The sequence below is a fragment of the Viridibacillus soli genome, assembly GCF_016612995.1.
Taxonomy (GTDB): domain Bacteria; phylum Bacillota; class Bacilli; order Bacillales_A; family Planococcaceae; genus Viridibacillus; species Viridibacillus soli.
In genome coordinates, this window is the sequence record NZ_JAEOAH010000024.1 from 16924 (window position 1) to 41320 (window position 24397).

Annotated in this window: 20 protein-coding genes and 1 riboswitch; of the genes, 18 read left to right on the forward strand and 2 right to left on the reverse strand. The window is 38.2% G+C overall.

The features are described 5' to 3' along the window. The first annotated feature begins 4 nt into the window (after window positions 1-4). The 10 genes from JFL43_RS14970 to JFL43_RS15015 all read left to right on the forward strand — a co-directional run bounded on the left by JFL43_RS14970 (window position 5) and on the right by JFL43_RS15015 (window position 9152). On the forward strand, window positions 5-1177 hold the full coding sequence (locus JFL43_RS14970; RefSeq protein ID WP_200749664.1) for an acetyl-CoA C-acetyltransferase: 1173 nt from the start codon (window positions 5-7) through the stop codon (window positions 1175-1177). Window positions 1178-1206: 29 nt separating this feature from the next. Beyond that, entirely contained in the window at window positions 1207-2991 is a 1785-nt protein-coding gene (locus JFL43_RS14975; RefSeq protein ID WP_200749665.1) for an acyl-CoA dehydrogenase family protein, read from the forward strand. Between the two features lie 109 nt (window positions 2992-3100). Beyond that, window positions 3101-3457, forward strand: coding sequence for an arsenate reductase family protein (locus JFL43_RS14980; protein ID WP_200749666.1), 357 nt, complete (start codon window positions 3101-3103; stop codon window positions 3455-3457). Window positions 3458-3535: 78 nt separating this feature from the next. Beyond that, window positions 3536-3916, forward strand: a complete 381-nt coding sequence (gene gcvH, locus JFL43_RS14985; protein ID WP_100796058.1) for a glycine cleavage system protein GcvH — start codon at window positions 3536-3538, stop codon at window positions 3914-3916. An 81-nt stretch (window positions 3917-3997) separates the two neighbouring features. Further along, window positions 3998-4342: a toprim domain-containing protein gene (locus JFL43_RS14990; protein ID WP_200749667.1), complete on the forward strand. Its 345-nt coding sequence runs from the start codon at window positions 3998-4000 to the stop codon at window positions 4340-4342. An 11-nt stretch (window positions 4343-4353) separates the two neighbouring features. Next, the gene (locus JFL43_RS14995; RefSeq protein WP_200749668.1) at window positions 4354-4662 is read left to right on the forward strand and encodes a thioredoxin family protein; all 309 of its coding nucleotides are present in this window, start codon (window positions 4354-4356) and stop codon (window positions 4660-4662) included. A 56-nt stretch (window positions 4663-4718) separates the two neighbouring features. Next, window positions 4719-4825: riboswitch (SAM riboswitch) on the forward strand. Window positions 4826-5139: 314 nt separating this feature from the next. After that, the gene (locus JFL43_RS15000) at window positions 5140-6168 is read left to right on the forward strand and encodes a methionine ABC transporter ATP-binding protein (protein ID WP_100796061.1); all 1029 of its coding nucleotides are present in this window, start codon (window positions 5140-5142) and stop codon (window positions 6166-6168) included. Beyond that, window positions 6158-6826: a methionine ABC transporter permease gene (locus tag JFL43_RS15005; protein ID WP_200749669.1), complete on the forward strand. Its 669-nt coding sequence runs from the start codon at window positions 6158-6160 to the stop codon at window positions 6824-6826. Before JFL43_RS15000 ends, JFL43_RS15005 begins: the two co-directional genes overlap by 11 nt. Window positions 6827-6888: 62 nt before the next feature. Then, the gene (locus JFL43_RS15010) at window positions 6889-7701 is read left to right on the forward strand and encodes a MetQ/NlpA family ABC transporter substrate-binding protein (RefSeq protein ID WP_200749670.1); all 813 of its coding nucleotides are present in this window, start codon (window positions 6889-6891) and stop codon (window positions 7699-7701) included. 284 nt (window positions 7702-7985) lie between these two features. Then, a complete protein-coding gene (locus JFL43_RS15015) occupies window positions 7986-9152 on the forward strand; it encodes a dicarboxylate/amino acid:cation symporter (protein ID WP_200749671.1) in 1167 nt (388 codons plus the stop codon). A 60-nt stretch (window positions 9153-9212) separates the two neighbouring features. Here JFL43_RS15015 and JFL43_RS15020 read toward each other — a convergent pair whose 3' ends face one another. Further along, on the reverse strand, window positions 9213-10115 hold the full coding sequence (locus tag JFL43_RS15020; RefSeq protein ID WP_200749672.1) for a LysR family transcriptional regulator: 903 nt from the start codon (window positions 10113-10115) through the stop codon (window positions 9213-9215). A gap of 122 nt (window positions 10116-10237) precedes the next feature. On the opposite strand from JFL43_RS15020, the gene gltB reads away from it, so the two are divergent. From gltB to sufB, 7 genes are all read left to right on the forward strand, one after another. After that, the gene (gltB, locus tag JFL43_RS15025; protein WP_200749673.1) at window positions 10238-14761 is read left to right on the forward strand and encodes a glutamate synthase large subunit; all 4524 of its coding nucleotides are present in this window, start codon (window positions 10238-10240) and stop codon (window positions 14759-14761) included. A 17-nt stretch (window positions 14762-14778) separates the two neighbouring features. Beyond that, window positions 14779-16260: a glutamate synthase subunit beta gene (locus JFL43_RS15030; protein ID WP_200749674.1), complete on the forward strand. Its 1482-nt coding sequence runs from the start codon at window positions 14779-14781 to the stop codon at window positions 16258-16260. Between the two features lie 385 nt (window positions 16261-16645). Beyond that, entirely contained in the window at window positions 16646-17428 is a 783-nt protein-coding gene (sufC, locus tag JFL43_RS15035) for a Fe-S cluster assembly ATPase SufC (protein WP_100796068.1), read from the forward strand. A gap of 17 nt (window positions 17429-17445) precedes the next feature. Beyond that, window positions 17446-18753, forward strand: a complete 1308-nt coding sequence (gene sufD / locus JFL43_RS15040; RefSeq protein WP_200749675.1) for a Fe-S cluster assembly protein SufD — start codon at window positions 17446-17448, stop codon at window positions 18751-18753. Then, window positions 18753-19985, forward strand: a complete 1233-nt coding sequence (locus JFL43_RS15045) for a cysteine desulfurase (protein ID WP_200749676.1) — start codon at window positions 18753-18755, stop codon at window positions 19983-19985. Before sufD ends, JFL43_RS15045 begins: the two co-directional genes overlap by 1 nt. Beyond that, the gene (sufU, locus tag JFL43_RS15050) at window positions 19972-20415 is read left to right on the forward strand and encodes a Fe-S cluster assembly sulfur transfer protein SufU (RefSeq protein ID WP_100796071.1); all 444 of its coding nucleotides are present in this window, start codon (window positions 19972-19974) and stop codon (window positions 20413-20415) included. The genes JFL43_RS15045 and sufU overlap by 14 nt, the downstream gene beginning before the upstream one ends. Before the next feature lie 28 nt (window positions 20416-20443). Next, on the forward strand, window positions 20444-21841 hold the full coding sequence (sufB, locus tag JFL43_RS15055; protein ID WP_100796072.1) for a Fe-S cluster assembly protein SufB: 1398 nt from the start codon (window positions 20444-20446) through the stop codon (window positions 21839-21841). Window positions 21842-22471: 630 nt separating this feature from the next. Here the strand turns inward: sufB and JFL43_RS15060 are convergent. Next, a complete protein-coding gene (locus tag JFL43_RS15060) occupies window positions 22472-23137 on the reverse strand; it encodes an Ltp family lipoprotein (protein WP_325166687.1) in 666 nt (221 codons plus the stop codon). A gap of 403 nt (window positions 23138-23540) precedes the next feature. On the opposite strand from JFL43_RS15060, the gene JFL43_RS15065 reads away from it, so the two are divergent. Further along, window positions 23541-24395 (forward strand): DUF72 domain-containing protein, encoded by an 855-nt coding sequence (locus tag JFL43_RS15065; RefSeq protein WP_200749677.1) that lies wholly within the window; start codon window positions 23541-23543, stop codon window positions 24393-24395. The last annotated feature ends 2 nt before the right edge of the window (window positions 24396-24397 follow it).

Genomic DNA, 24397 nt, shown 5'->3' on the forward strand with positions numbered 1-24397 from the left:
TATTATGCGTGAAGCCGTTATTGTAGCAGGTGCAAGAACACCAATTGGAAAAGCAAAAAAAGGATCTTTAGCAGCTGTAAGACCCGATGATCTTGGAGCATTAGTAGTGAAAGAAACATTGCGAAGAGCGGGTTATGAGGGAGCAATAGATGATTTAATTCTTGGGTGTGCTATGCCGGAAGCAGAGCAAGGCATGAATATTGCTCGTAATATCGGTGCACTTGCCGGATTACCAGATACAACACCAGCCGTTACAGTAAATCGCTTCTGTTCATCAGGTTTACAATCAATTGCCTATGCAGCAGAACGAATTATGCTTGGTCATTCAAAGGCCATTATTGCTGGCGGAATTGAATCAATGAGTTTAGTGCCAATGATGGGCAATGTGATTAGACCAAATGCAACTTTAGCAGAAACTGCCCCGCAATATTATATGGGGATGGGACACACAGCTGAAGAAGTGGCGAAGAAATACGAAGTAAGCCGCGAAGATCAAGATGCCTTTGCTGTTCGTTCACATGAACTAGCTGCAAAAGCAATTCAAGAAGGTAAATTCGTCGATGAAATCGTGCCGGTAGAAGTTGTGCAACAATATGTAGACTCAGGGAATAAGTTGCAAGAAAAGAAATTCACTTTTGATATGGATGAAGGTGTACGTGTTGGTACATCGACAGAAACACTTGCGAAATTACGCCCAGCGTTTTCAGTAACCGGTAGTGTAACAGCAGGGAATGCATCACAAACTTCCGACGGGGCAGCAGCGGTACTTGTTATGGATCGTGAAGAGGCTGAAGCACAAGGATTGAAACCAATGGCGAAATTTTTATCCTTTGCAGTAGGCGGAGTGCCACCGGAAATTATGGGTATTGGCCCAACTGTTGCTGTACCAAAAGCGCTGAAAATTGCAGGACTATCTATTGAAGATATCGATCTTTGGGAAATTAACGAAGCATTTGCTTCACAATCAATTCAAGTTGTCCGTGAATTAGGTATCAATCTTGAAAAAGTAAATGTCAATGGTGGAGCGATTGCATTAGGTCACCCACTAGGTGCAACAGGTTCAATCTTAACGTTGAAATTAATTCATGAGTTAAAACGCCAAGGCAAAAAATATGGTGTCGTAACGATGTGTATCGGTGGCGGTATGGGAGCTGCTGGCGTATTTGAAATTCTTTAAATTATTAACATAAAAGGGGATGGATTAGTATGACAGAAAAAACAATGAATATCATTAAAGGTGGTAGCTTTTTAACTGAAGACGTGGAGCTAAGCCGCGTATTTACTCCAGAAGACTTCACAGAAGAACATAAAATGATTGCAAAAACAACCGAGGAATATGTTCAAAATGAAGTATTACCAGTTGTTGAGAAATTAGAAAATCATGAGTTTGAGCATTCAGTACGTTTATTGAAAAAGGCAGGGGAGCTGGGCCTTTTAGCTGCCGATGTACCTGTAGAATATGAAGGACTAGGATTAGATAAAGTATCATCGGCATTAATTGCTGAGAAAATGTCAGTAGCTGGGGGCTTCTCGATTACACACGGTGCCCACGTTGGAATTGGTTCATTGCCAATCGTATTATTCGGTAATGAAGAGCAAAAACAGCAGTACTTACCAAAGCTTGCATCCGGTGAATTAATTGCGGCTTATGCATTAACAGAGCCAGGTTCAGGATCAGATGCACTAGGTGCCAAAACGGTTGCAAAATTAAATGCAGAAGGCACACACTATGTATTAAACGGTGAAAAACAATGGATCACAAACGCAGGCTTTGCTGATGTATTCGTAGTATATGCGAAAATCGACGGCGATAAATTCTCAGCATTTATTGTAGAACGCAATTATTCAGGTGTATCTGTCGGTGCAGAAGAGAAGAAGATGGGGATTAAATCATCTTCAACTCGCACACTGATTTTAGAGGATGCACAAGTACCGGTTGAAAACTTACTTGGCGAAGTAGGACGCGGTCACATCATTGCATTCAACATTTTGAACATCGGTCGTTACAAATTAGGAGTCGGCTCAATTGGTGGATCAAAACGTGCATTAGAATTAGCGATTACTTACACAAACCAACGTCAACAATTCAAAACGCCGATTTCATCTTTCAACTTAACGAAAGAAAAATTATCAACGATGGCTTCAAAGCTATATGCAACTGAAAGTTTGATCTACCGTACAGTAGGATATTTCGAAGATCGTATGGGCCAATTAAGTGAAGAAGAACAAAAAGATGGTAAAGCTATTGCTGCATCGATTGCAGAATATGCAATTGAATGCTCTATTAATAAAATATTCGGTTCTGAAACGCTAGACTACATTGCTGATGAGGCAGTGCAATTGCATGGTGGTTATGGATTTATGCAAGAGTATGAAGTAGAACGCATTTACCGTGACTCACGCATTAACCGTATTTTCGAAGGTACAAATGAAATCAACCGCTTCATCATACCAGGCACATTTATGAAAAGAGCAATGAAAGGTGAGTTACCTTTATTGCAACAAGCTCAGAGCCTGCAACAAGAGCTATTAATGCTAATGCCTGAAGAAATCGGTGATGAACCTTTAGCACAAGAAAAATTCCTTGTAAAAAATGCGAAGAAAATTGCTCTATTAGCAGCAGGTCTTGCTGCACAAAAATACGGTCCGAAATTAGATGCTGAGCAAGAATTATTAGTGAATATTGCGAATATCGCAAATCAATTATTCGCAATGGAATCAACTGTATTACGTACAGAAAAAGCAATTTCTCGTGATGGTTTAGACAAGGCGAGCCAAAAATTACTATACACTCAAATCTTCTGCCAAGAAGCATTTGAAGAAATCGAAAAAGAAGCGAAAGAAACAATCATTACTGCTGTAGATGGCGATAATGCACGTATGATGTTATCTGCACTTCGCAAATTAACGCGCAACAATCCTTACAATGTGATTGCGAAAAAACGTGAAGCTTCCGTTAAACTAATCGATGCTGAAAAATATATTGTCTAAAATAAGCTAATGAGAATCCGAACGCATCTTTTGCGTTCGGATTTCTTGCTTGTAGATAATACTCCTACTACAATAGAATTAAATAGTTTCGAGAAAAAGGAGCATATATATGTCGATTTTATTGATTCAATATCCAAAATGTACAACTTGTCGCAAAGCGAAAGCATGGTTAGACGAAAATGGGGTAAGTTATACAACGAAACATATTGTAGAGGAAACACTATCTAAAGAAGAGTTAAAACAAATTTGGCAAGCTAGTGGTTTACCATTGAAGAAATTTTTCAACACTTCAGGTATGAAGTATAGAGAACTTCAACTAAAAGATCGTCTTGCAGATATGTCGGAGGATGAGCAATTAGAATTATTAGCTTCTGATGGTATGCTGATCAAACGTCCAATCGTTACAGATGGTAAAAAAGTGACATTAGGATTTAAAGAAAAAGACTTTGAAGATGTCTGGAAATAACAATGACATATGCTTGTTTTTACGTTCAAAATATGTCAAACTTAAAGTGAATGTAATTACATATTTGGAGGGGTATTCATGAACACACCAAAAGACTTACGCTATTCTGAAGAACATGAATGGGTAAAAACTGAAGACGGAAATGTACGTATCGGTATTACACATTTTGCACAATCAGAACTAGGCGATATCGTATTCGTTGAACTTCCACAAGTTGGAGACGAATTAGTAGCAGACGAGCCATTCGGCAGTGTTGAATCTGTAAAAACTGTGTCAGAACTTTATGCACCAATTTCTGGTAAAGTAATTGAGATTAATGAAGAGCTAGAAGAGAGCCCAGAGTTCGTTAACGAATCTCCATACGAAAAAGCGTGGATGGTTGTTGTTGAACCAGCTGATACTGCTCAAGTAGATGCATTATTGACTGCAGAACAATACGAAGAAATTATCGAAGAATAAGTTTCTCTAAAACGCCGCGCATTTGTTCGGCGTTTTTTTTAACTTAGTAAGCGACAATAAGTATTTGTTAGGAGGTTGTCTATGACTTTCAACAAACTGATCATCGTAGAAGGGCGTCAAGATAAGTTGAAAATCGCGCCAATTTTAGCAGAGGATATACCGATAATTTGTACGAATGGAACGGTAAGTGCTAGTCGATTAGAGGAGATCTTGGCACCATATGAAGACTTTGAAATGTATGCATTCTTTGATGCGGATGCATCGGGCGATAAGCTCCGTGCTCTTTTTAAGAGAGAGTTTCCAGACGCGTATCATCTACACACCTCTCCTTCATATAAACAAGTAGAAGCTACTCCTAGAAGACATTTAGCAAGAATCTTATTAGCAGCAGATATTAAAGTCCATAAAGAATATCTTATAGTATAGGAATGACATAAATGGAAGAATGGTCACGTGAACAATGGGAGACGACGATGAAAGTGTCTTCGCTTACAGCATTTTATTTATATACGCCATTATGCGGGACTTGTGCAGTTGCATCGAAAATGATGGACGTTGTAGAGCATGTAGTAAGTGATATTCCGATTGGTAAAGCGAACTTAAATTATATACAAGATGTAGCGTTTGATTTTGAAGTGGAAAGTGTTCCATGTTTGATTATTTCAGAGAATGGCAAAATCCGCGATAAAATCTATGCATTTCAATCAGTACCTTATTTATTTGAGAAGTTACGAAAAAACAATTGACGTTAGAGCCATAGCATGATAAAGTATCAGTCATAACTAATTAAATATAGTCGTTACTCTTATTAAGAGCGGTGGAGGGAAGTGCCCGATGAAACCCGGCAACCGTCATATTTATATGACATGGTGCCAAGTCACACAAAGTATTTACTTTGGAAGATGAGAGAACGGTTTTACGTATAGTAATTGCGTTGAACCCTTCTGTTTATCTACAGAAGGGTTTTTTTAGTTTCATAAAGATGCTAGCAGAAAAAGCATACTTTCAAGTTTTAACTTGATTTAGCAGAAGTCTTTCACTTTTATAAGTGGTGAGATAAATGTAACAGATGTATATAAGTCAGTGGTGGGCAAACCCTGGCTGAATAAAGTTAAAGCCTCTGGCGGATGCCACAGATTTTTTAGGGAATTTATCGAGTAACTCGATAAAAATCAGGGCGCAAAATCGCCGAGGTGAATTTGATATTGAAGGTGGTTATGACAGTGATTCAGTTAGAAAATGTATCGAAGAAATATAGAACCGCTAACGGTGAGTTAATAGCTGTCAAAGATGTGAATTTATCTGTTGAGAACGGAGAAATATTCGGCATTATTGGCTACAGTGGAGCAGGTAAAAGTACGCTCATTCGCTTATTAAACGGTTTGGAACAACCAACATCTGGTAAAGTAATTGTAAATAGTCAGGAAATTTCATCGATTAAAGGAAGTGCATTACGTAATGCACGCCAAAAAATCAGTATGATCTTCCAACATTTCAATTTACTTTGGTCTCGTACAGTTGAGGAGAATATCTCGTTTCCATTAGAAATTGCAGGTGTTTCTAAATCGGAGCGTCAGAAGAAGGTATTAGAACTAGTTGAGCTAGTTGGCTTAAAAGGTAGAGAAAAAGCATACCCTTCTCAACTTTCAGGTGGTCAAAAACAACGTGTTGGTATCGCTAGAGCATTAGCAAATAGCCCAGAAGTTTTGCTTTGTGATGAAGCAACTTCAGCACTTGATCCTGAAACGACAGATTCAATTTTAGATTTACTTGTAGATATTAATGAGAAATTAGGATTAACCGTTGTTCTTATTACGCATGAGATGCATGTAATCCGCAAAATTTGTCATCGTGTGGCTGTAATGGAAGCTGGACAAGTCGTAGAAAACGGTGATGTTCTACAAGTATTCCAATCACCACAAGCGAACGTTACAAAACGCTTCGTATCTCAAATTACAGATACAAACGAACGTAAAGAATCGATTGGACAAATTATTAAGAATTATCCATCAGGAACGCTTGTAAAACTTCTATTTGTAGGCTCTTCAACGGGGCAGCCTGTTATCTCACATTTAAGTCGTGAGCTTAATCTTGATGTGAATATTGTACACGGTAATATTTCACAAACGAAGAGTGGCCCATATGGCACGCTCATTGTACAACTAGATGGCAATAAGGATAATGTACAAAAAGCAGTTGCATACATGAATGAACATGGAGTAAAAACGGAGGTGATCGAAAATGCTGAATGATCTATTTCCGAATGTAGACTGGGAGAAAATGTGGGAAGCAACGCAAGAAACGTTATATATGACAGGTGTTGCGACTGTTTTCACATTTGTTATTGGATTAGCTTTAGGTATTTTATTATTTTTGACAAGCCCTCAGCAATTATGGGCAAACAAATTAGTCAGTTGGTTAACAGGCTCGATCGTGAACATTTTCCGTTCGATTCCTTTCATTATATTAGTTATTTTATTAATTCCATTTACGAAATTACTACTAGGTTCAATCCGTGGTCCAAATGCTGCTTTACCGGCATTAATCATTGGAGCAGCACCATTTTATGCACGTATGGTATTAATCGCTTTGAAAGAAATTGATAAAGGTGTCATCGAAGCGGCACGTTCTATGGGTGCAAAGACATCTACAATTATCGGTAAGGTACTAATACCAGAATCATTACCAGCTTTAGTTTCTGGTATTACTGTAACTGCTATTGCACTTGTTGGTTACACAGCAATGGCAGGTGTTATTGGAGCAGGTGGTCTAGGGACCTTAGCGTTCTTGGACGGCTTCCAAAGAAGTCAAAGTGATGTAACGTTTGTTGCAACAATCCTCATATTAGTTGTCGTATTTGTAATTCAATTTATCGGCGACTTCATTACAACGAAAATAGATAAAAGATAATTTGGGTTTAACGGTATAACCGATCATATATAACTAATCAGTATAAAAGGGGAGTTAAGAACATGAAGAAACTTGTAGCAGGAATCCTAACGGGAGTACTAGCACTAAGCCTAGCAGCTTGTGGCAGTGATGGTAAATCAGATGAAAAATTAGTAATCGGTGCAGCTAACGTACCGCATTCGAAAATTTTAGAAAAAGCAGCACCACTACTTGAAAAAGAAGGTATTGAACTAGATATTCAAACATATCAAGACTATGTTTTGCCGAACCAAGATCTTGAAAATGGAGATTTAGATGCTAATTATTTCCAACATATACCTTATTTAGAACTTGAAATAAAGAATAAAAACTATGATTTCGTTAATGTTGGTGGAGTACACATCGAACCAATCGGTATCTATTCTAAAAAATATAAAAAACTCGAAGATCTTCCCAAAGGAGCAACAGTTCTTCTAAGTAACTCGATTTCTGACCATGGACGTATGTTATCTTTACTTGAAGCGAAAGGCCTTATCACGTTAAAAGAAGGTATAGATAAAACTGCAGCTGAAATTAAAGATATTACAAAGAACCCAAAAAACTTGAAATTTGATGCAAACACTGCACCTGAAATGCTTGTACAAATGTACAAAAATAACGAAGGTGACGCTGTATTGATCAACTCAAATTTCGCTATTGATGCAGATATTAACCCGCTGGAAGATTCAATTGCATTAGAAGATAAAGAATCTGTATATGTGAATGTGATCGCTGTTCGTAAAGAAGATGAAAACGACAAAGCTATCAAAAAATTAGTTGAAGTTCTTCGCTCAGAAGAAATTCAAGATTACATTTTAAAAGAATGGAAAGGCTCTGTCGTTCCTGTTTCTGAATAAGAATACTGAAACTGCCCAAGTTGTTTATTCAGCTTGTGCAGTTTTTTTGTTATGGTAATATATAAGTAGTATGTAAGGATTGAAAAGTTAAGAACAGAAGATTTTGGGAGTCTAAATTATTAAATAAAGAAACAGTATTTATATATAATAGTACAATGTTATTATAATTAGTCAGAAAATACCCAATCTTTCGGATTATTAATATACTATTCACTTTACTAAATGAGTGTGATAGAGTGTCCTTATACTAAAAAAGACAACTGTATTTATGAGGAGGACAAAGTATGAAAATCAAGTTTGGTTTGCTCCCTCAAATTGTCGTAGCAATTATATTGGCGGCTTTATTGGGGACTATCATGCCGAAAGATGGCGTTCGCATATTCGCAACATTTAACGGTATATTCGGAAACTTTTTAAACTTCGTTGTACCATTATTAATCGTGGCATTTATTGCACCAGGTATTGCGCAATTAGGTAAAGGGTCAGGGAAGCTATTGGGATTAGCAACTTTCTTTGCATACTTCTCTACTTTAATCGCTGGATTCTTTGCATTCTTCGTAGCGTCAAATGTTTTACCTAATTTAATTTCTACTTCAGGTAGTGAGAAATTTGCTAACCCTGAAGAATCTTTGGCACAAACATTCGTAAAAATTGATATGCCACCACTTATGGATGTTATGACGGCTTTATTATTAGCATTCATCCTTGGTATTGGGATGGCAGCTATTAATAGTGAAGTTATGAAGAAATTCTTTGATGAGTTTAATGTAATCATTGATAAAGTAATTTCGAAAATTATTATCCCGCTATTACCATTCCATATTTTTGGTATTTTCTTGAATATGACTTACGCTGGTCAAGTTGCAAAAATTCTTTCAGTATTTGCATTAGTATTCGTACTTATAATTGTTATGCATTTATGTATTTTAGTTTTACAATATGTAGTGGCAGGCGCTATTAATAAGAAAAATCCATTCTATCTTTTAAAAACAATGGCACCGGCATACTTCACAGCTCTTGGGACACAATCGTCAGCTGCGACGATTCCGGTAACATTAAAGCAAGCACGTAAAACAGGTGCTTCAGAACGTGTAACAGGCTTCACAGTTCCGCTATTTGCTACAATTCACTTATCAGGTAGTACAATCACATTAACAACATGTTCAATTGCTGTAATGATGTTAAATAATCAAGCTTATACTTTAACTGAAATGATACCTTTCATCTTCATGTTAGGTATTGTGATGGTTGCAGCACCTGGTGTACCGGGAGGCGCAGTAATGGCAGCTACAGGTGTTCTTCAATCGATGCTGGGCTTTGATGAAACAATGGTCGCGTTAATGATTGCTCTATACCTTGCACAAGATAGCTTTGGTACAGCAACAAACGTAACTGGTGACGGTGCACTTTCTATGATCGTAGACCGTTTTAGTCAAAAAGAAAAGGCATAATAGAAAAACTAATATTTGTTACATGAAATAAGCCTTCCGAGCAAATCGGAAGGCTTATTTTTATTTAAATTGAGTCAGTAATGAGAAGAAGTTGTTGACGAAAGTTAAGAAAACTTGTTCAGAAGGTGCCAACTCACGATTGGTAGGTGAGATGATACCGACTGTTCTTGTGAATGTTGGAGCAGCTATAGGTAACTTTACAGTGTGTCTAGGTGTGGAATCATAAAAGGTGCTTTCTGGTAACAAGCTTACGCCAATTCCAGCAGCAACCAAACCTTTTAAAGCATCCATATCCTCCCCCTCAGTAGTGATTTTAGGTGTGAACCCAACAGACTTACAAGCTTCAACAGCAACTTTATTTAAAATATAGCCTTCAGGGAAAAGGACGAAATCTTCATTACGTAAATCAGATAAATGAATGGATTCCTTTTTTGCTAATGAGTGAGTGGCTGGCAATAATGCTGCAATGTTTTCAGTAAATAAAATGGTCGTATTGATGGAATCGTCCTGTTGTGGAACTGGACCAAGGAAGGCTAAGTTTAACTCTCTATTTTTTACTGCATTTATCAAATAGCGATATGAGCCTTGGCGTAAATGGAAGGATACATTGGGATGTTCCTTTTTAAATGCCGAAATGACAGTTGGTAATAAGAAGCTGGCTAAGCTTGTAGGGAAGCCGATTTTAATCGTTCCTTTTTCGGGATCCAAATATTCATCGACTTGTTTTTTTGCAAAATCGATTGCTTGTAAGGCTGCAATGCTATGCTCGAGAAATATTTTACCAATAGGTGTTAGTTTGACGTTTCGACCTACTCGCTCAAACAGTTTTGTACCGAGTTCTTCTTCTAAATTGGCAATTTGACGACTTACCGCAGATTGAGCAATATGTAAATTTTCAGCAGCCTCTGAAATATGTTCGAGCTCCGCAACCTCGACAAAATAGCGTAATTGGCGTAGTTCCATCGTATGTCATCTCCTATTCATCTAATTTTAAGATTAATAATATATAAATTATATATTGTTTATATTAATTTGGGAAACTAAAATAAATTTAAGTCACTTTTAAGTGAAGAGGGGGGATTTACATGGCATTTCATCAACTTCCAACAGCACAGGGACTATACTCCCCACAATTCGAGCATGATGCCTGTGGTATTGGTTTATATGCTCATTTAAAAGGAAAAGCCACGCATGACATCGTGATGAAGGGTCTAGAAATGCTTTGTCGTCTTGATCACCGCGCAGGTCGAGGCAGCGACGGCAAAACGGGTGATGGTGCCGGTTTAATGGTGCAAATTCCGGATGCATTTTTCAGAGCCGTTTGTACAGATTGGACGTTACCGGAAAAAGGACGCTACGGTGTCGGGATGTTATTTTTCACTCAAGATGATCATGAACGACAAAATATTGAGAATAAGTTGAATGAATTGATTGCTGAAGAGGGTCAAGAATTAGTAGGCTGGAGAACAGTTCCGATCAACATAGCTCCTTTAAGTGACACTGCTAAGGAAACAGCACCGGTTGTTCGCCAAGTGTTTATTAAAGGGGCTAATGTCAGTGATTCCCTTGCCTTTGAGCGAAAATTGTATCTCGTACGAAAGCAAACAGAGCACTGGGCAACAAAAAATGACAAGAAGTTTTATTGCGCAAGCTTTTCAAGTCAAACGATGGTTTTCAAAGGTTTGCTAACACCACAAGAAGTAGATACGTTTTACATGGATTTGCAAGATGAGCGCTTTACATCAGCATTTTCACTAGTTCACTCACGTTATAGCACGAACACATTCCCAAGTTGGGAACGCGCGCATCCAAATCGTTATATTATTCATAACGGGGAAATAAATACATTACGTGGCAATATTAACTGGATGAAAGCACGTGAGCAACAATTTGTATCAGAAGCATTTGGGGATGATTTGGAAAAACTTTTACCGATTGTTGACCAAAGTGGTAGTGATTCATCGATGCTTGATAACGCCTTTGAGTTTTTCGTTTTAGCAGGGCGCACGCCGGCTCATACAGCGATGATGATGATACCAGAACCATGGACTGAAAATCCGCATATTTCAGAAGAGAAAAAAGCGTTTTATGCGTACCATAGCTGTTTAATGGAGCCTTGGGATGGGCCAACAGCGATTTGCTTTACAGATGGTAAGCAAATTGGTGCGATTTTGGACCGTAATGGTTTACGACCAGCGCGCTATTATGTCACAAAGGATGACTACATCATTTTCTCATCAGAAGTTGGTGTAGTAGATATAGAGGAAGAAAATGTCGCTTATAAAGAACGTTTAAGCCCGGGGAAAATGTTGCTTGTTGATTTAGAACAAGGAAGGATTATTTCAGATGAAGAACTAAAGTCAGATATGGCTGGGGGTCAGCCATACGCACGATGGTTAGAAGAAAACCTTGTGACTGTGAAGACGAAAGAAGATCAGCCAGAGGATATGATGGATTTGTTATTCCGTCAAAAGGTTAATGGCTATACTTACGAAGATATTCACAAATATATTGTACCAATGGTAACTGAGGGGAAAGATCCCATTGGTTCAATGGGGAATGATACACCGTTAGCGGTATTATCGGATCGCCCACAATCATTATTTAATTATTTTAAACAGCTGTTTGCGCAAGTAACGAATCCACCAATTGATTCGATCCGAGAGCATATTGTTACGTCGACGATGACGATGTTAGGTGCGGAAGGTGACTTGCTACAACCGACGGCTAAAAATAGTCACCGTATATTTTTGGACACTCCTGTACTTACAAATAGTCAGCTGCAGCAATTAATCGCCAATAACGATGACTATTTCAAAAGTGTGCTATTGCACTTGGATTTTTCTGAAGATTTAGAAAACAACTTGAGTAGACTGACAAAAGAATCGGATGAAGCTATTTCAAATGGCGTGCAATTACTCGTCTTATCAGATCGTATCTTACATGCCGAAACGCCGACGTTACCCGTGTTACTTGCGGCAAGTAGTTTGCATCAGTATTTAGTAGGAACAGGCCAACGTACGAAGGTAAGTATTGTTGTAGAATCGGCAGAAGTACGAGAAGTACATCATTTCGCTGCATTAATTGGCTACGGCGTAGATGCGATTAACCCATATTTAGCATTTGCTTCAATTCATCAAGCCATTAAAGATGGACACCTTACACAAACATACGATGAGGCTGTTGCTAAATACACAAAAGCGATTGCAGATGGCGTTGTCAAAGTAATGTCTAAAATGGGGATTTCCACTGTTCAAAGTTACCGCGGGGCTCAAATTTTTGAAGCCGTAGGTATTAGTAAAGATGTTATTGCAAAATATTTCACAGGTACAGCTTCGCAATTAAGTGGTATCGATTTAGAAACAATCGGGAAAGAGGCCCTTCGTAAGCATGTCGAAGCCGTGCAATCTACTGAGCAAGTATTGCAATCGGGTAGTGATTTTCAGTGGAGAAGTACGGGTGAGCATCATGCCTTCAATCCGAAGACAATTCATACATTACAATGGGCAGCGCGTAAAGGAGATATTGGACTTTATAGACAATATGCTGAAATGGCGAATGAAGAGCGCATTGGTTTCTTACGTAATTTATTCTCATTCAAGAAAGCAGATCGTCGTATTCCGCTAGAAGAGGTAGAATCAGTTGCATCAATCGTCAAACGCTTTAAAACTGGTGCCATGTCATTTGGTTCTTTAAGTCAGGAAGCGCATGAAACGTTGGCAATTGCAATGAATAGATTAGGTGGTAAAAGTAATAGTGGTGAAGGCGGAGAACATCCGAGTCGTTATGAAGTCGATGCTAATGGGGATAACCGCCGCAGTGCAATAAAGCAAATTGCTTCAGGGCGTTTCGGTGTAAAGAGCCATTATTTAGTGAATGCAGATGAACTGCAAATTAAAATGGCACAAGGGGCTAAGCCGGGTGAGGGTGGTCAATTACCTGGTAATAAAGTATATCCATGGGTAGCAGATGTCCGTGGTTCGACTACAGGTGTAGGTTTAATCTCACCACCACCTCATCATGATATATATTCAATTGAAGATATGGCTGAACTGATTCATGATTTAAAAAATGCCAATCGTCATGCACGTATTAGTGTGAAGCTTGTATCAAAAGCGGGGGTCGGTACAATCGCGGCGGGTGTTGCGAAAGGTGCTGCTGACGTTATTGTCGTTAGTGGTTATGACGGTGGTACAGGTGCTTCGCCAAAAACGAGTATTAAGCATACAGGATTACCATGGGAGCTTGGTCTTGCGGAAGCGCATCAAACTTTAATGTTAAACGGTCTTCGTAATCGTGTCGTTTTAGAAACAGACGGTAAATTAATGACAGGGAAAGATGTTGTAATGGCTGCTTTACTTGGTGCTGAAGAATTTGGTTTTGCAACCGCGCCGTTAATCGTTCTTGGTTGTGTAATGATGAGAGCGTGTCATTTGGATACGTGCCCAGTCGGTATTGCCACTCAAAATCCAGAACTTCGTGCTAAGTTTATGGGGACTGCCGATCATGTAGTCAATTTCATGCAATTTGTTGCTGAAGAAGTACGTGAGCATATGTCAATGTTAGGTTTCCGTACGATGGAAGAGATGATTGGTCGCACAGATGTATTACAAATTAGCGACCGTGCTTTGTCTCATTGGAAGGCAGGTCAATTAGATCTTTCAGCTTTATTGTACCAACCAAAAGGACCTCGCACACATCAGGTAATGCAAGATCATAATATCGATGAATCACTTGATTTACGTAAAATTCTTGGAGCAGTTGAAAAAGCGATTACAGATGAAAAACCTATTGAACTACATTATCCGATTAAAAATACAGACCGTGTTGTCGGTACAATCATCGGTAGTGAAATTTCGAAGCGTTATGGTGAAAAAGGTTTGATTGACGATACAATTTCTCTATATTTCACAGGTTCAGCTGGTCAAAGTTTTGGTGCATTTATTCCCAATGGGATGTCGATGTATGTAAATGGTGATGCGAACGATTACTTCGGTAAAGGATTATCTGGCGGTAAAGTCGTTGTCAAAGCACCTATTAAGGGCGCTGCCGAGAAAAATGTTATTGCTGGTAACGTTTGCTTATACGGTGCGACGAGTGGTAAAGCATTTATCAATGGCCGAGCTGGAGAACGCTTTGCAGTACGGAATAGTGGTGCGGATGTCGTTGTTGAAGGAATCGGTGACCATGGTTGTGAATATATGACTGGCGGCCATGTCGTTATTTTGGGGTATGTTGGTAAAAACTTTGGGGCAGGGATGTCAGGTGGTATTGCATACGTTCTTGTGGAAGATGAAAAGTCTTTCAAAGAAAAATGTAATATGGAAATAATCGGTTTTGAGGATTTAGATAATGAAGAGGAAGCAGCGTATGTCCATGTATTACTAGAAGAACATATTCATCATACAAATAGCTCTTATGCGAAAGCGATTATAAATGATTGGACACAATCTGTAGCGAAATTCGTGAAAGTTGTACCAGCAGATTATAAGAAAATGCTCAATCGTATTAGTGATTTTAAAGCGCAAGGTTTATCTGCAGATGATGCGGCAATGAAAGCATTTTTGGCTACTTCTAAAAAAAAGACAGTAGTGCTTTCCAATAAATAATGGAGGAGGAGTTCTAGATGGGAAAACCAACTGGATTTATGGAATATAATCGAGAAAAAACGAAGGAACAACTACCACTAGAGCGCATTAAGAATTGGAAAGAATATGCTTCTAGATTAACCGATGAAGCTCTTCAAATCCAAGGGGCTAGATGTATGGATTGCGGTACGCCATTTTGTCATATGGGTATTGAAATTCGTGGAACAGCTGCGGGTTGTCCGATTAATAATGTAATCCCAGAGTGGAATGATTTAGTGTATCGCGGCAAATGGCAAGAAGCACTAGAACGTTTATTACTCACAAATAACTTCCCGGAATTTACAGGGCGCGTTTGTCCAGCTCCTTGTGAGGGATCTTGTACATTAGCAATTACAGACCCTGCAGTCGCTATTAAAAGTATCGAACGAACTATTATAGATAAAGGATTTGAAAATGGCTGGATTCAACCGCGTGTTCCAACGTTCCGTACGGGAAAAAGGATAGCTGTTATTGGATCTGGCCCTGCAGGACTTGCTGCAGCGGATCAATTAAACCAATCAGGACACTCTATCACAATTTATGAACGTGCAGACCGTGCAGGCGGCTTACTAATGTATGGTATTCCAAATATGAAACTTGAAAAGGAAGTTGTAGAGCGTAGGATTCAACTGTTAATGGAGGAAGGAATAGAGTTTGTCTTAAACACTGAGATTGGTAAGGATATTACTGCAGAGCAGTTAAAAGCCGAAAATGATGCTGTTATTCTTTGTACAGGTGCAACAAAGCAACGTGCACTCCATATGGACGGAAGCGAGTCAGAAGGGGTTCATTTGGCAATGGACTATTTAACTTCTACAACGAAAAGTTTACTCGATTCAAATTTTGTAGATGGTCAATTTCTAAATACAGAGGGTAAAGATGTAATTGTAATTGGTGGTGGGGATACAGGTGCTGACTGTGTCGCTTCAGCAATACGCCAAAATTGCAATAGCGTCGCTCAATTCGGCAAGCACCCACAGTTACCGATGAACCGGGCGGATAATAATTTATGGCCGACAGATCCTCATATTTATAAATTGGATTATGCTTATGCTGAAGCTGATGTAAAGTATGGCAAAGATCCACGAGAGTATTGCATCCAGACAAAGAAAATTGTGGCGGATGATGGGGGGCGTGTGAAAGAATTGCATACAATCCAAATGAATAAAATTATTAATGAGGAAGGATATACGTATTTTGAAGAAGTAGCGGGCACGGAAAAAATATGGCCTGCACAATTCGTTTTTGTCGCAATTGGCTTTGAAGGTGTAGAACATGCACTGCCGGAACAATTCGGTATTAAAGTAACGAATAATAAAATAGCAGCATCAGCTAATAACTATGCGACAAATATAGAAGGTGTATTTGCTGCTGGTGATGCACGTAAAGGTCAAAGTTTAATCGTTTGGGCGATTAAAGAAGGTCGCGGCGTTGCAGAAAGTGTTCATGCTTATTTAGCAGAACATGCCATTGCACAATAATAGAATGTCGAAAAAAGCCTGTTTACAGGCTTTTTTTATTGCTAAAAAGATCAATGTATAGCAATCAATTAAACAGGACACGATAATATTTGTTGATAGAATGTGTCGGAAATACATAAATTCACAGAAAAATAAGGTTATCACTACGATAGGAGTGAAATCGATTCTCAATTAGGGTATCTGAATTGAAAATGAATTTATTTTTAATAAATAGCAAAAAATTGCTTGGTTACTAGATAAAAACCTATTGAATATCAGCTGTTTACAGCGAGAATGAGAATTAGTTTCAAAAGATTTGCAAGCCACTTCTTTTTAAGTTAAGATTAGAATGATATTAAATTAGAAATGGGTAACCATTCATTGAACTTTAAATGGAGGTAATGAAATGTCAACATTAGTAATCACAGATCTTCATGTCGAAATTGACGGAAAAGAGATTTTAAAGGGTGTAAATTTAACACTCAATACAAACGAAATCCATGCAATCATGGGTCCAAATGGTACGGGTAAATCTACATTAGCATCTGCTATTATGGGTCATCCAAAATATGAAGTAACTTCAGGTTCTATCATGTTAGATGGCGAAGATGTACTTGAAATGGAAGTAGACGAACGCGCTCAAGCTGGTCTTTTCCTTGGTATGCAGTACCCATCAGAAATTTCAGGTGTAACGAATGCTGACTTCTTACGTTCTGCTATTAACGCACGCCGTGAAGAAGGCGATGAAATTTCATTGATGAAATTCATCCGTGAATTAGACAAGAAAATGGAATTCCTTGAAATGGATCTAGATATGGCTCAACGCTACTTAAATGAAGGTTTCTCTGGCGGTGAGAAAAAACGTAACGAAATTCTTCAATTAATGATGATTAAACCGAAATTTGCTATCTTAGATGAAATTGACTCTGGTCTTGATATCGATGCATTAAAAGTTGTTTCTAAAGGAATCAACGAAATGCGTGGAGAAGGCTTTGGATGCTTAATGATCACTCACTACCAACGACTACTTAACTACATCACTCCAGACCAAGTACACGTTATGATGCAAGGTAAAGTCGTGAAATCTGGTGGCGCTGAATTAGCTCATAAACTTGAAGCTGAAGGTTATGACTGGATTAAACAAGAATTAGGCATTGAAGACGAAGAAACTGCTGAACAAGAAGCATAAGAAGGAGGACGAGCAGAATGACGGTTGAAACAAAATTGGCGGTAACCGCTCAAGACGTACGCTCCTTCTCTGAAGCGAACAATGAACCAAGCTGGTTAACAGAGCTTCGTGAAAGTGCACTAGCGAACGTAGAAACGCTACCATTGCCAAAACCAGATAAAACAAATATTTCAAAATGGAATTTCACAGAATTTCCATCACATGTTGTAGAAAGTACAACATACGCATCACTTGAGGAGCTTCCAAAAGAAGTGAAATCAATCGTAGATGCAGAAAAACAACATAATATCTATATCCAACATAACAATACACCAGCTTATCTTGAACTTTCTGAAGAGCTAAAAGCACAAGGTGTTATTATGACTGATATTATTACTGCTGCTCGCGAACATAGCGACTTAGTGAAAAAATATTATATGACTGAAGGCGTAAAAGCTGATGATCATAAACTAGCTGCATTACATGCTGCATTAGTTAACGGTGGTGTCTTCGTATACGTACCGAAAAACGTAGTTATTGAAGAACCACTACAAGTTGTGTTCTTACATGACAATGCAGATGCTTCATTATTCAACCATGTATTAGTTGTTGCTGAAGCGAATAGTTCAGTTACGTATGTAGAAAACTATCTTTCTACAATCGAAGAAGCAGCTGGACAGGTAAACATCATTGCTGAAGTAATCGTTAACGATAACGCAAAAGTAATTTTCGGTGCTGTAGATGTACTTGCAAAAGGCTTAACTACTTATGTTAACCGCCGCGGTATTTTACATCGTGACGCTACTATTGAATGGGCTGCTGGTCTGATGAATGACGGCGACACAATCTCTGAGAACATTACACATTTAATCGGTGACGGTTCAAATGCTGATAGTAAATCAGTTGTTGTTGGCCGCGGTGACCAAAGCCAAAACTTCACAACTGAAATTAGACATTGGGGTAAAGCTTCAAACGGCTATATCCTTACACATGGCGTTATGAAAGATTCTTCTCGTGCTATTTTCAACGGCATCGGTAAAATCGAGCATGGTGCTACAAAAGCAGATGCTGTACAAGAATCACGCGTGCTAATGTTTAGTGAAAATGCTCGTGGTGATGCTAACCCAATACTATTAATTGAAGAAGATGATGTAACTGCTGGACATGCAGCTTCTGTTGGACGCGTTGACCCAATTCAATTGTATTACTTAATGAGTCGCGGTATTTCAAAAGAAGAAGCTGAACGTTTAGTAATTCACGGATTCCTTGCGCCAGTTGTAAATAAATTACCTATTGAAGGTGTTAAAAAGCAACTGACGGAGGTAATCGAAAGGAAAGTTCGCTAATGATCAAAGATGACATTCGGAGCTATTTTCCAATACTAAATCAAGAAATTAATGGGCATCCGCTCGTTTATCTTGATAGTGCCGCAACTTCTCAAAAGCCAATTCAAGTAATTGAAGCAATCAAAAATTATTACGAATTCGAAAATTCAAACGTTCACCGTGGTGTTCACACACTCGGGAACAGAGCAACTGATTCATATGAAGGCTCTCGTGAAAAGGTTCGTAAATTTATCCATGCTAAGTCAACTGAAGAAATAATCTTCACAAGAGGGACTACTACAGCGCTCAATATCGTAGCTCAAAGCTACGGTCGTGCAAATGTAGGTGAAGGCGATGAAATCGTCATTACTTATATGGAACACCATTCTAATCTAATTCCTTGGCAACAACTTGCGAAGGAAAAGGGCGCTACTTTAAAATATATCGATTTAGAGTCAGACGGTACTTTATCTTTAGATAAAGTACGTGAAACAATTACGGACAAAACGAAAATTGTTTCATTAACATTCGCTTCAAACGTTTTAGGTACGATCAACCCTATTAAAGAAATTGCTGCAATTGCTCACGAGCATGGTGCTGTATTAGTCGTTGATGGTGCACAAGGCGTACCGCATTTTAAAACAGATGTGCAAGATTTAGACTGTGATTTCTTAGCATTTTCTGGACATAAAATGTGTGGACCTACAGGCATTGGTGTATTATATGGCAAAAAAGCGCATCTCGAAAATATGGATCCAGTTGAATTTGGTGGAGAAATGATCGATTTTGTAGGACTTTATGAATCTACGTGGAAGGAACTACCTTGGAAATTTGAAGGTGGTACACCTATCATTGCAGGAGCTATTGGTTTAGGCGCTGCAATTGATTTCCTTCAAGAAATCGGTTTAGACACTATCGAAAAACATGAACATACTTTATCGCGTTATACTATGGACCAAATGCATACAATTGAAGGTCTAACAATGTATGGACCACATGATCCTGCTAAACGCTCAGGTCTTGTAACATTTAATTTAGATGATGTTCACCCACATGATGTAGCAACTGTTCTTGATATGAATGGTATCGCTGTACGTGCTGGGCATCATTGCGCACAGCCATTGATGAAATGGCTACAATGTACAGCAACGGCACGTGCCAGCTTCTATGTTTATAATAACGAGGAAGATATTGACCGTCTTGTTGCAGGGTTGCGCACTGCGAAGGAGTATTTTGCTGATGTCTTTGAATAATTTAGATCAACTTTACCGCTCAGTTATTATGGATCACTACAAAAAGCCAAGAAACAAAGGAGCTCTTGAAGGTAGTAATGTCACTATCGATATGAACAACCCTACTTGCGGCGACCGTATCCGTTTAACTTTACAAGTAAATGATGGCATCGTTGAAGATGCTAAATTTGATGGAGAAGGATGCTCCATTTCAATGTCCTCTGCATCCATGATGACGCAAATCATCAAAGGAAAAACAGCAGATGAAGCTCAAAAACTTGCACATATTTTCTCTGATATGATGCTTGGAAAAGACTATGACGATTCAATCGATTTAGGTGATGTAGAAGCACTTTCAGGTGTTTCAAAATTCCCAGCTCGTATTAAGTGTGCAACTTTAGCCTGGAAAGCGATGGAAAAAGGCGTACAAGACGAATCTGAAAATAAATAATTAATGAACTCTGAACGGAGGAGAAACGATGGCTAAAAAAATGCCTGAAATTGGCGATTACAAGTATGGATTCCATGACAAGGACGTATCTATTTTCCGTTCAAAACGTGGTTTAACTGCTGATATCGTTAAAGAAATTTCTAAAATAAAAAATGAGCCTCAATGGATGTTAGATTTTCGTCTAAAATCACTTGAGATTTTCTATGAAAAACCAATGCCTCAATGGGGTGGCGATCTATCTGAGTTAAACTTCGATGAAATTACGTATTATGTAAAACCATCTGAAGCAACTCAAAAATCTTGGGATGAAGTACCAGCTGAAATCAAAGAAACTTTTGATAAACTAGGTATTCCTGAAGCAGAACAAAAATACCTTGCGGGTGTTTCTGCACAATACGAATCTGAAGTTGTTTACCATAACATGAAGCAAGAACTTGAAGATATGGGTGTTGTCTTTAAAGACACAGACTCAGCACTTCGTGAAAACGAAGATCTTTTCAGAGAGTACTTCGGTAAAACAATTCCATCACAAGACAACAAATTCTCTGCACTTAACTCTGCAGTATGGTCTGGTGGTTCGTTCATCTACGTACCAAAAGGTGTGAAATTAGAAACACCTCTACAAGCGTACTTCCGTATTAACTCTGAAAACATGGGTCAATTCGAGCGTACACTTATTATCGTTGATGAAGGTGCAAGCGTACACTACGTAGAAGGTTGTACAGCACCAGTTTATACAACAAGCTCTCTACACAGTGCTGTTGTTGAAATCATCATCAAAAAAGATGCATATTGCCGTTATACAACAATCCAAAACTGGGCTAACAACGTGTATAACCTAGTTACAAAACGTGCAGTATGCGATGCTAACGCTACAATGGAATGGATTGATGGTAACATCGGTTCTAAAGTAACAATGAAATACCCAGCATGTATCCTTAAAGGTGAAGGTGCTCGTGGTATGACTCTATCAATTGCCATTGCAGGTCGTGGTCAAAACCAAGATACTGGTGCGAAAATGATTCACTTAGCACCAAACACATCTTCTACAATCGTTTCAAAATCAATTTCTAAACATGGTGGTAATGTAACTTACCGTGGACAAGTGAAATTTGGTAAAAAAGCGATTAATGCACGTGCGAATATCGAATGCGATACATTAATCATGGATAACGAATCTACTTCTGATACAATTCCATACAATGAAGTGATGAATGACCAAATCTCTTTAGAGCATGAAGCAAAAGTTTCAAAAGTATCTGAAGAGCAATTATTCTACTTGATGAGCCGCGGTGTTTCTGAGCAAGAAGCAACAGAAATGATCGTAATGGGCTTCATCGAGCCATTTACAAAAGAACTTCCAATGGAATATGCAGTAGAAATGAACCGTCTTATCAAGTTTGAGATGGAAGGTAGTATCGGATAAAAGTCCGATAACTCTTGATGTATAAGGATTTGCGAGGTGTTGAATCGGTAAAGAAAATCGATTGTGCCGATTTCGTGCCGATTCAAATTTTGTTCTTAACGTAGGAGGCGAACTTTTTGAGTTCGTCTTCTTCTATTTTTTCAGTGATATACAAGTACGTGTCTGACGTTGTTTTAATTGTTTTGTGTCCAAGTTTTTGGGGAAAATATTTAGATAAGAATTCTGCTGTTTCATCAGTTGAAAATATTGAATTGTTACAAAAAATAAAATGAAAATGTAAAATATATGTTAGTGAAATAGATATATATATATCATTAAAAGTAATTAATTATAGAGATGTCAGAGTGATAAATCAAATAAAAGACCGGTTTCTTCATTGTTAGATATGAAAAAGGTAAGTGAGTATTTCAGTGACCCGACTGTCACAAGACCAGGCAATGATGATGTATTTCGCTATGTTAATCAAGCGTTAAAAACACAGGTAGAAAAATTAATTATTAATCATATAAACAAATAACCAAGCGCTCATAAAAGATGAGTACTTGGTCATTTTTAATTGTAAATATAAAAAGCCACTCAGTGAGTGACCTTTGGTGTGCCTTCCACAATATTTAGTGTGGAGGGTATTACTTATTCTAAATTATCAATGGCGTATTGCGCTTCTTCTGTGGTAAATTTTTCCCCGTGTTTTGAAATCAATTGGTCATAAATAGCCGAATCTGACATGCTCATAGTTTCTGCGTATGTTTGTGCTTTTTTCAATGCATTATCTTTCCAATCAAATACAATGTTATCTATAGCATATTGAGCTGCTTCTACAGGGAAATTCTCTCCATATTCCGATGTTAATTGGTCGTAAATACCTTCCTTTGACATATGCATAGTTTTAGCGTAGGATTCTGCTTTTTTTAACGCCGACTTATATTCTCTAGGGACACTTTCCTCTTTAGCTTTCGCCTTCGCTTTCTCTTTTGCTTTCTGTTCTGCTAATGCTTTTTCCTCAGCCGCTTTAGCTTCACGTGCAGCCTTTTCTTCGGGGGTTTCTTCTACCTTCTCTTCAACTTTGGCTACAGTTTCCACTTTTTCTTTATCCTTGTTTGATGTTTCTGTAGGTTCAGCAGTAGCTCCAACACCTATAGCCGTAACAATTATAGCAGCAAAAGAAATACCGCTAAATTTCAGCATTTTTTTACCTTTCAATCCATCCTTCTTTACGAACGAAATAACAGACATAATAACAAAAACAGGTAAAGCCAACATGCTAACTAACAATAAAATCATAAATAAATTATCCATATGTAACAACTCCTTTTGTTTCTATTTTAGGTAATTGGTAGGAGAATGTACATAGTGAAAAACAGACAACCATAATTAGTTATCTGTTAGTCCCACTCCAATATATCGTCAAAGCTTGTTTTATAATTGTGGCTCGAATTGGTGCTGAAGCTTTTTTATTGATGAACTTACTGAAAAAAGCAGAGGAGAAATTAAGATTAGTAAATGTATTGCTCATTTCGGATTTGGGGAAAGAGGGAAAATATATATAAGAATAGGTCATGAAATACTTTGCAATAATAAGCAATTTCAAGGTCTATTTTTTATTTTGTTTAATGAATGTAAAGGTTTGGTTCAATCTGTTCTAAGACAGTAGAAGGTTATGATATCATGAACTATATGCTTGGATAGTGGGGGATGCTTGATGATACATATTGGTTTAACTGGATGGGGAGATCATCCGGCTCTTTATAGTCCATTGTCTACAGCGCGGGATAAGTTATTTGATTATAGTGGGCATTTTCCGGTTGTTGAAGTGGATACTTCATTTTACTCTATTCCATCTGAAACCAATGTTCAGAAGTGGATTGATGAAGTGCCTGAGCATTTTCAATTTGTTGTAAAAGCATATCAAGGAATGACGGGTCATTTGAGGCAGGATAACCCTTTTGAGACACGTGAGGAAATGTTTGAGACATTTAAAAAGGCAATGGCATCTTTTCAACAGGCGGGTAAACTGGCGATGATTTTAGTGCAATTCCCTCCATGGTTTGATTGCCAAACGAAAAATGTTACGTATATTCGCTATGTGAAGCAACAATTAAAGGATTTTCCTGTAGCAATTGAGTTTCGAAATCGTACTTGGTATAGCGAGAAGTTTATGGATAGTACGTTAAATTTCTTACGGCAAGAGAATTTGATCCATACTGTTTGTGACGAGCCGCAAGCTGGTGAAGGTTCGGTGCCACTCGTGCCGAGAGCGACAAGCGATTGTGTACTTGTTCGTATTCATGGTCGCAATGTCCATGGCTGGCGTAATCCCGGCAATAATGAAGAGTGGCGCAAAACTCGTTTTTTGTATAATTATAATGAAGAAGAATTAAAGGGATTACATCAACATATTGTAGCGTTACAACAGCAGGCGAAGGATGTTTTTGTGCTGTTTAATAATAACTCTGCGCATGATGCAGCGAAAAATGCAAAACAGTTGCAGAAAATGCTCGGTGTACAATATGAGGGATTATCCCCAAAACAATTAGATTTCTTTGAAGGGGAATAGTG

Excerpts from the sequence above, each read along its gene's own strand:
- JFL43_RS14970 (WP_200749664.1), top strand. The coding sequence starts at position 5 with ATGCGTGAAGCCGTTATTGTAGCAGGTGCAAGAACACCAATTGGAAAA.
- JFL43_RS14975 (WP_200749665.1), top strand. The coding sequence starts at position 1,207 with ATGACAGAAAAAACAATGAATATCATTAAAGGTGGTAGCTTTTTAACT.
- JFL43_RS14980 (WP_200749666.1), top strand. The coding sequence starts at position 3,101 with ATGTCGATTTTATTGATTCAATATCCAAAATGTACAACTTGTCGCAAA.
- gcvH (WP_100796058.1), top strand. The coding sequence starts at position 3,536 with ATGAACACACCAAAAGACTTACGCTATTCTGAAGAACATGAATGGGTA.
- JFL43_RS14990 (WP_200749667.1), top strand. The coding sequence starts at position 3,998 with ATGACTTTCAACAAACTGATCATCGTAGAAGGGCGTCAAGATAAGTTG.
- JFL43_RS14995 (WP_200749668.1), top strand. The coding sequence starts at position 4,354 with ATGGAAGAATGGTCACGTGAACAATGGGAGACGACGATGAAAGTGTCT.
- JFL43_RS15005 (WP_200749669.1), top strand. The coding sequence starts at position 6,158 with ATGCTGAATGATCTATTTCCGAATGTAGACTGGGAGAAAATGTGGGAA.
- JFL43_RS15010 (WP_200749670.1), top strand. The coding sequence starts at position 6,889 with ATGAAGAAACTTGTAGCAGGAATCCTAACGGGAGTACTAGCACTAAGC.
- JFL43_RS15015 (WP_200749671.1), top strand. The coding sequence starts at position 7,986 with ATGAAAATCAAGTTTGGTTTGCTCCCTCAAATTGTCGTAGCAATTATA.
- JFL43_RS15020 (WP_200749672.1), bottom strand. The coding sequence starts at position 10,115 with ATGGAACTACGCCAATTACGCTATTTTGTCGAGGTTGCGGAGCTCGAA.
- gltB (WP_200749673.1), top strand. The coding sequence starts at position 10,238 with ATGGCATTTCATCAACTTCCAACAGCACAGGGACTATACTCCCCACAA.
- JFL43_RS15030 (WP_200749674.1), top strand. The coding sequence starts at position 14,779 with ATGGGAAAACCAACTGGATTTATGGAATATAATCGAGAAAAAACGAAG.
- sufC (WP_100796068.1), top strand. The coding sequence starts at position 16,646 with ATGTCAACATTAGTAATCACAGATCTTCATGTCGAAATTGACGGAAAA.
- sufD (WP_200749675.1), top strand. The coding sequence starts at position 17,446 with ATGACGGTTGAAACAAAATTGGCGGTAACCGCTCAAGACGTACGCTCC.
- JFL43_RS15045 (WP_200749676.1), top strand. The coding sequence starts at position 18,753 with ATGATCAAAGATGACATTCGGAGCTATTTTCCAATACTAAATCAAGAA.
- sufU (WP_100796071.1), top strand. The coding sequence starts at position 19,972 with ATGTCTTTGAATAATTTAGATCAACTTTACCGCTCAGTTATTATGGAT.
- sufB (WP_100796072.1), top strand. The coding sequence starts at position 20,444 with ATGGCTAAAAAAATGCCTGAAATTGGCGATTACAAGTATGGATTCCAT.
- JFL43_RS15060 (WP_325166687.1), bottom strand. The coding sequence starts at position 23,137 with ATGGATAATTTATTTATGATTTTATTGTTAGTTAGCATGTTGGCTTTA.
- JFL43_RS15065 (WP_200749677.1), top strand. The coding sequence starts at position 23,541 with ATGATACATATTGGTTTAACTGGATGGGGAGATCATCCGGCTCTTTAT.